The sequence below is a fragment of the Asaia spathodeae NBRC 105894 genome, assembly GCF_025994195.1.
In the GTDB taxonomy this organism is placed as follows: Bacteria; Pseudomonadota; Alphaproteobacteria; order Acetobacterales; family Acetobacteraceae; genus Asaia; species Asaia siamensis.
The window spans coordinates 1-5,904 of sequence record NZ_BAPY01000041.1; the positions used below are offsets into that span (position 1 = coordinate 1).

A 5,904-nucleotide genomic window follows, 5' to 3' on the forward strand; every position below is an offset into this window, starting at 1 on the left:
CCGTGACAGGTGCTCAGTGGGTAACGGTGTTCCAAGGCCTTATGGATCACGTCGAATGGACACCGACTGGAACCAGCCTTGTGGTCGAATGTCGCGACTATCTCGCCAAGCTGCTTGATATGCGCGTGCAGGGCGCCTGGTTGAACAAGACGGGCGCCGATCTCATGAAGACGCTGATCTCAGCCGCAGGTCTTACGCCTCAGGTGTCGTTCTCCGCCAGCATGACCGGGCAATACTGGCAGATCGAACACAAGCGCCTGTCCCATAGCGCGCATGGCCGGTTCCAGACCGCGTTCGATCTGGCGCGCTATATCGCCAATTCGGCGGGCTGCGATCTGTACGCATCTGGCAAAACGATCATCTGCAAACCCTACCCGACCAGCAGCGATGGATCGGCGACGACCCACACGCTCAAATATCAGGACAAAGGGCCAGATAGCGCGATCGTCTCAAACGCCATGTCGCTCAGTTTCAAGCGCGACTACCAAATCGCCAAAGGCGTGGTCGTGCATGTCATGTCGTGGGACAGCAGGCAACGGGCGAAGTTCGAGTATTACTGGTCGGCAGAGGGCGGATCACCTAAGAAGGCTGCGAACGCTGGCACGCTGCACTCGTTCAAGGTGCCGGGCCGGTCGATGCAGGACGTGCAGAACACGGCAAAGCAGAAATACGATGAGATCGTAGCCCATGGCCGCGAGGTTCACATGACCATTCCGGGCCGCATCAAATTACAGCCGCGGGATTTCTTCACGCTGACCGGCACGAACTCAACCTGGGATGGCCAGAGCTATACAGTGGATGCCGTCTCAAGCTCCTTTTCCTGGGATGGTGGGTTCCAGCAGGACGTTACGCTGCGGAATCGCGACGTGACACAGGATGAGGCCGACGACGATGCATGATGTGAGACAGATCGCAGCAGCGGCGGGAAGCCTCATTGCCAAGACCGTGCATGGCATTGTGACATCCATCGACCCGGTGAACCATGCGGCCAAGGTTGCCGTGCAGCCGGAGGGCGTCGAGAGCGGCTGGCTGCCTGTGGCGGCCCTGGCGGCTGGCGATATCAGGATCGCGCGTCTGCCCAATATCGGCGAGCATGTGCTGCTTGTGCCGGTCGAGGGCGATGCGGAACACATGCAGATCAATGCCTTTCAATACGACACGGTGGTGACGCCTCCCGTCTCCCCGCGGACGGGCAAGGCTGCGCAGGCTGGCGAGCTACTGATCATGGCGGGTTGTGGCGCCCCTCCCTCTAGCAACCAGAGCGGCGGCGGGTCGCAATCTGCTGGTGCGGCGACGCAGAATGCGCCATGGTGGCACATGACCTCGCAGGGCCTCTATAGCGGCGCAGGGCAAACGACCGAAGCTCTGACCAATACCGGCGTCAGCTGGAAAACCGGTGGCGTGACAATGACGCTCAGCGCCTCGGGCCTCGCCGTCACGGGTGGCAAGATCACCTCGGATCAGGATGTGCTCGCAGCAGGAATCAGCCTGAAATCGCATATCCACACCAACGGCAATAATGGCAACAACACAGGGGCGCCTGTAGCATGACGGCAATCTCTCATTATTGCGGCGGCGATCTCATTCTCGACGTTGCAGGGGGCATTGCGCTCGTGAGCGGAGCTGAAGAAACGCGACAAGCTATCCTGCGCCGCCTTTGCACCAATCCAGGCGATTATATCTGGCAACCGGACTATGGCGCTGGTCTCCCGGCCAAGGTTGGCAGCCCAGCCAATATTGCTGAAATCAGGGGGCTCGTTGCCGAGCAGATGGCGCAGGAGGCTGCGGTTGACCAAACCCAGCCGATCAGCGTGACGATGGATAACCCGAGCATCGGCGTTTACGTCTGCAATATCCAGTATGTCGATCTGGCAACCCAGACCGTGCAGGCGCTCGCGGTCACGAATTAGGCCTTGTACTTGGCCATGTAGTGTGAGATTTTCTGTAATTATGGCCTTATCAGGCCGAGAGGCGTCCTTCGGGGCGCCTTTTTTCGTTTTGAGGCACCGATGGCTCTCTCGCTCCGCTCCTTCTCGACCACCGTTTCGGCGGCGGTCACGGCAGCGCAGGGGGCATCGTCGTCTCTGCTCGATCTGGCGGTCGGAACGCCAGGGCGGGCTATCCTTGAATCAGCCTCAGGCCTTGGCCTTTGGCTGCAATCGGTAGCCCTGCAAATCCTGACTCGCAATCGCCTGTCCACATCCCAAGGTGAAGACGTTGACAGCTTCATTGCGGATTTTGGCCTTACGCGCGAGCCTGGCGTCGCAGCGACCGGGAATATTGTTTTCTCGTCATTTTCCCCAACCACTGCATCAGCAACCATCCCAGTCGGCGCCCTTGTTCTGACCGTTGCAAATGTCAGCTATGCGGTCGTGGCAGACAGTACGAACCCAGCCTGGAACAATGCGGCAAACGGCTATATCCGGCCCGCAGGCGTGCAGTCACTGACACTGCCCGTGCAATGCACCCAAACTGGCACGGCGGGTAACGCCTCAGCCGGTGCAATCTGCCTCCTGGGCACGGCTGTCTCTGGCATCGATACCGTCACCAACCCTGCCGCTTTTACAAACGGCGGCGATGGTCAGACCGATGCCGCCGTACGTGCCGGATTTGTAACGTGGCTCAATTCCCTGAACCGTGCCACGCTCTCGGCGATCGAGAGCGCGGTCGAAGCCATTGCGACCAATATCATGGTGCAAGGTGTCGAAAATGCCGACACAGCGGGCAACTTCCTACCTGGCAATATCGTGCTCTATGTCGATGACGGATCAGGCGCCGTTTCCGATGCGCTCATTGCGCAGGCGTACTCGGTCGCGAATGAATATCGAGCATCGCCAGTTTCGATACAGGTCGTGCGCCCCAAAGTATCGAACCCGACCGTCAGCATGACACTGACGCTCGCTCCCAATTCCAATGCTGCCGCAGTGCAGGCGCTAATCACCACAGCGATAAGCACCTATTTCAACGGACTCGATATTGGCCAAGGTGCCGTTTACTCACGCCTGAGTGTGCTTGCCTATGGTGCATCTCCCTCCGTTACATCGATATCCAACCTGCTGCTCAATGGCCAAACCGCAGACATTGCAGGCGTCACAGGCGTCGCGTTGCGGGCCGGTTCGGTGACTTATGGTTAGGCCCACGGACGTAACGCGGGGACAGTTCGCCCAGCGTCTTCGCGCCCTGCTCCCGTCTGGCTGGTTCCCTGAAGCACCAAGCAACGACGAGACCGAGCAGGCGCCAATCCTCAACGGTTTGCTGCAAGGTATTGCCTCCGTCTTTTCCTGGTCATGGGGGCTTCTCCAATCGATCTACGATCAGCAGCGCCTTGGCACGGCCTCAGGTGGATTGCTTGATATCTACGCCGAGGATTTCTTCGGCGACGAATTGCCGCGCCTGGCCAACGAGACTGACGACGATTATCGAGCACGCATCAAGGCGGCGCTTTTCCCGACACTTGGTACGCGTCCATCGCTCGAGCGCGCCCTTGCGGCGTCATGGAGCGATGGGTGGCGCGCTGTTGAGCCGCGCAATGCTTCGGATACCAAGGGCTATGGCGTGATTTCAGCGCCCAATATTGGCGGTGGCTACGGATATGGCGCCGCTGACCTTCGCTACGGCACGCGCCTGACGCCTTTTCAGGGCTTTGTTCTCATCAGCGGAAATCCCGCCTCTACGCCTCCTGCCGATGTCCTGACTGCGATCGAAAAGATCCGCGCTGGTGGCGTCGTGATCTGGGTAGGTAACGCAGCCTAAAACAAGAGGAATTCTCATGGATCGGAAGATCATTTATCCCGGCCAGATTCCTCTGGTCGAGGATCAGTTGCAGGACGCACGTTTCGCGCAGATAGCAATCGGACGACTAGCAGGCGCGCTCTATGGCGAGGTCGGGACGGGCGCGAGCGGTTTTGCGTGTTCGCCTGGCACCGGAATGACTGTCACAGTATCGCCGGGCGAGATCATTCAGGCTGGCGTTATTGATGCCTCGGCTTTCGGCGTTCTTCCGGCTTCAACGAGTGCGTTGCCGCGTCAGTATATCCTGACTGACCCGGTGAACATCACCATCCCTGGTGCGGGCGCGACATATATTATTTATGGCACGCTAAGCACGGCTGACACCGCGAACGCTGTCCTTCCCTATTTCAACTCGGCCAACCCGTCTCAGACATTCGCCGGGTCTGGTAATGGCGGCGCCAATCAACCCACCGTTCGATCCGATTACGTCACGATCGGCGTTGCATCATCCTTGCCGTCAGGCAGCATCCCGCTTTGGGCCGTAGCAGTCCCATCTGGCGCCACATCAGTCACCGCAGCAATGATATCGGCGGCCTCGGGCGCCCCGCTTTACCCGAGCTTGCGCAGCCTTGCAGCGAGGATAGTCGCGCCGTTCAACGCCAATCTGTCAGCGGCTTTTGGGGGTTATCCTTCAAAGGCTATCGTAGCAGACCCCAACACCACCGGCGCCTACTGGGTCTCGACCGCCGACAACAACCTGACGACACCGGGCGCGAGCGGCGCGGCATGGCTTTCACTATTCGATGCCTATTATACCAAGGCCCAGTCTGATAATCGTTATCTGCAACCTGTGGCGCTCAATCCCTATTACACCTCGTCGCAGTCCGATGCGCGCTATCTCCAGCCGTCCAATCTGACGCCGTATTACACCGGTGCGCAGTCCGACGCGAAATACTGTGCCCTGACCGGGTTTACGACCTCGGGCGATTTCGGCGCCTCCGGGGTGACGAGCTGGTCCACAACCGCGAGTAAATCCTCGCTCGGTATCGTATTGACGGGCCTTAATGGCAACACGATCAGTCTCCGACAAAACGAGATCGTCAATTCATACACACAGGCTGCCCTGCAAGTTAACGGCTACAGTGGCGCCAACGGGTATTTCAGTTTCCGCAATGACGGTACGTTCTGGTCGGGCGGGTCGCAGTTCGCGACTCAGGCATTTGCTACCGGCACAGTCGCTGTCAGCGGCAATAACTGGTTCTGGATGAAGCTTCCCAACGGCATTCTGATCCAGGGCGGAAATGCCTCATACAATTCCTCGGACGGGACGACCGGCACAACCGTCACTCTGCCGACCACGTTTGGCGCGTCATTTATCTACGCAGGTGGGAATGACATCGGCTCGAACGCCAACTCTGTAACTGTGATGCGCGTCAACGGATCGACCATTCGCCTCCTGGGCCGCGAGGTCACGTCCGGTACGCTCCAAAACACGACGATCAACTATCTCTGCATAGGGACATCAGCATGACCGACGCAGCATCAGAGGCCGCCTCGGGTCAAACCGAGGCAACAACGCCCGCATCGACCACTTATTTCGTGGCAGCCGGGCCGGGGTTTTACGACTCCCGAATTGCAGCCGTGCCCGAAAATGCTGTTCTGGTGCAGGCCGACACATACGCATCCATCATGACTGCGATCAACAACGGCGCTACGCTGTCAGCCGATGCAAACGGTAATCCTGTGATCAAGGACGGTACAGGCAACGTGATCACCCCCGCATCGGTCAAAGCCGATACCAGTTATGCGCCTGTCCAGACCCTGCAGTCTAAAGCACAGGATGAGCTATCCGCGCAGCAGACCCTCGTCATGCGGAATTACACGGTCTTTGGCGATGCAACGCCTGACGCGTGGATAACCTATCTCAAGGCGCTTCGTGCAATCGCGGACGGCTCGGACACGACCAGCACCGCCCTGCCCTCTGCCCCCGCAAGCTAACGGATCAACCCCATGACATGGCGCCCATCAGCGCGGATCGTGCGCCCTGGCGGGTGTGCGACCGCACAACTGCGTGGCATGGCCCTGCAACCTCTGCTTGCATGGCCTGACAGTAACCTCAACGGCGGCGCTGATTACAGCGTCGATTTTTCGGAGCTTCTTGCGCCCGACGAG

7 protein-coding genes are annotated in these 5,904 nt (G+C 59.2%); all 7 read left to right on the forward strand.

Annotation, left to right across the window (positions count from 1 at the left end; genetic code table 11):
• Positions 1 to 899, forward strand: an 899-nt coding sequence (locus AA105894_RS12340) for a hypothetical protein (RefSeq protein WP_267312001.1), incomplete at its 5' end; no start/stop codon positions are given.
• Positions 892 to 1,551 carry a phage baseplate assembly protein V gene (locus AA105894_RS12345; protein WP_267312002.1) on the forward strand — a complete coding sequence of 220 codons (660 nt, stop codon included), beginning with the start codon at positions 892 to 894 and terminating at the stop codon, positions 1,549 to 1,551. The genes AA105894_RS12340 and AA105894_RS12345, both read left to right, overlap by 8 nt.
• Positions 1,548 to 1,910 (forward strand): phage tail protein, encoded by a 363-nt coding sequence (locus AA105894_RS12350; RefSeq protein WP_267312003.1) that lies wholly within the window; start codon positions 1,548 to 1,550, stop codon positions 1,908 to 1,910. The genes AA105894_RS12345 and AA105894_RS12350 overlap by 4 nt, the downstream gene beginning before the upstream one ends.
• Before the next feature lie 99 nt (positions 1,911 to 2,009).
• On the forward strand, positions 2,010 to 3,134 hold the full coding sequence (locus tag AA105894_RS12355; RefSeq protein WP_267312004.1) for a baseplate J/gp47 family protein: 1,125 nt from the start codon (positions 2,010 to 2,012) through the stop codon (positions 3,132 to 3,134).
• The gene (locus tag AA105894_RS12360) at positions 3,127 to 3,753 is read left to right on the forward strand and encodes a hypothetical protein (protein ID WP_267312005.1); all 627 of its coding nucleotides are present in this window, start codon (positions 3,127 to 3,129) and stop codon (positions 3,751 to 3,753) included. The genes AA105894_RS12355 and AA105894_RS12360 overlap by 8 nt, the downstream gene beginning before the upstream one ends.
• Before the next feature lie 16 nt (positions 3,754 to 3,769).
• Entirely contained in the window at positions 3,770 to 5,263 is a 1,494-nt protein-coding gene (locus tag AA105894_RS12365) for a gp53-like domain-containing protein (protein ID WP_267312006.1), read from the forward strand.
• Complete coding sequence (locus AA105894_RS12370) at positions 5,260 to 5,730, forward strand: hypothetical protein (RefSeq protein WP_267312007.1); 471 nt, start codon at positions 5,260 to 5,262, stop codon at positions 5,728 to 5,730. Before AA105894_RS12365 ends, AA105894_RS12370 begins: the two co-directional genes overlap by 4 nt.
• The last annotated feature ends 174 nt before the right edge of the window (positions 5,731 to 5,904 follow it).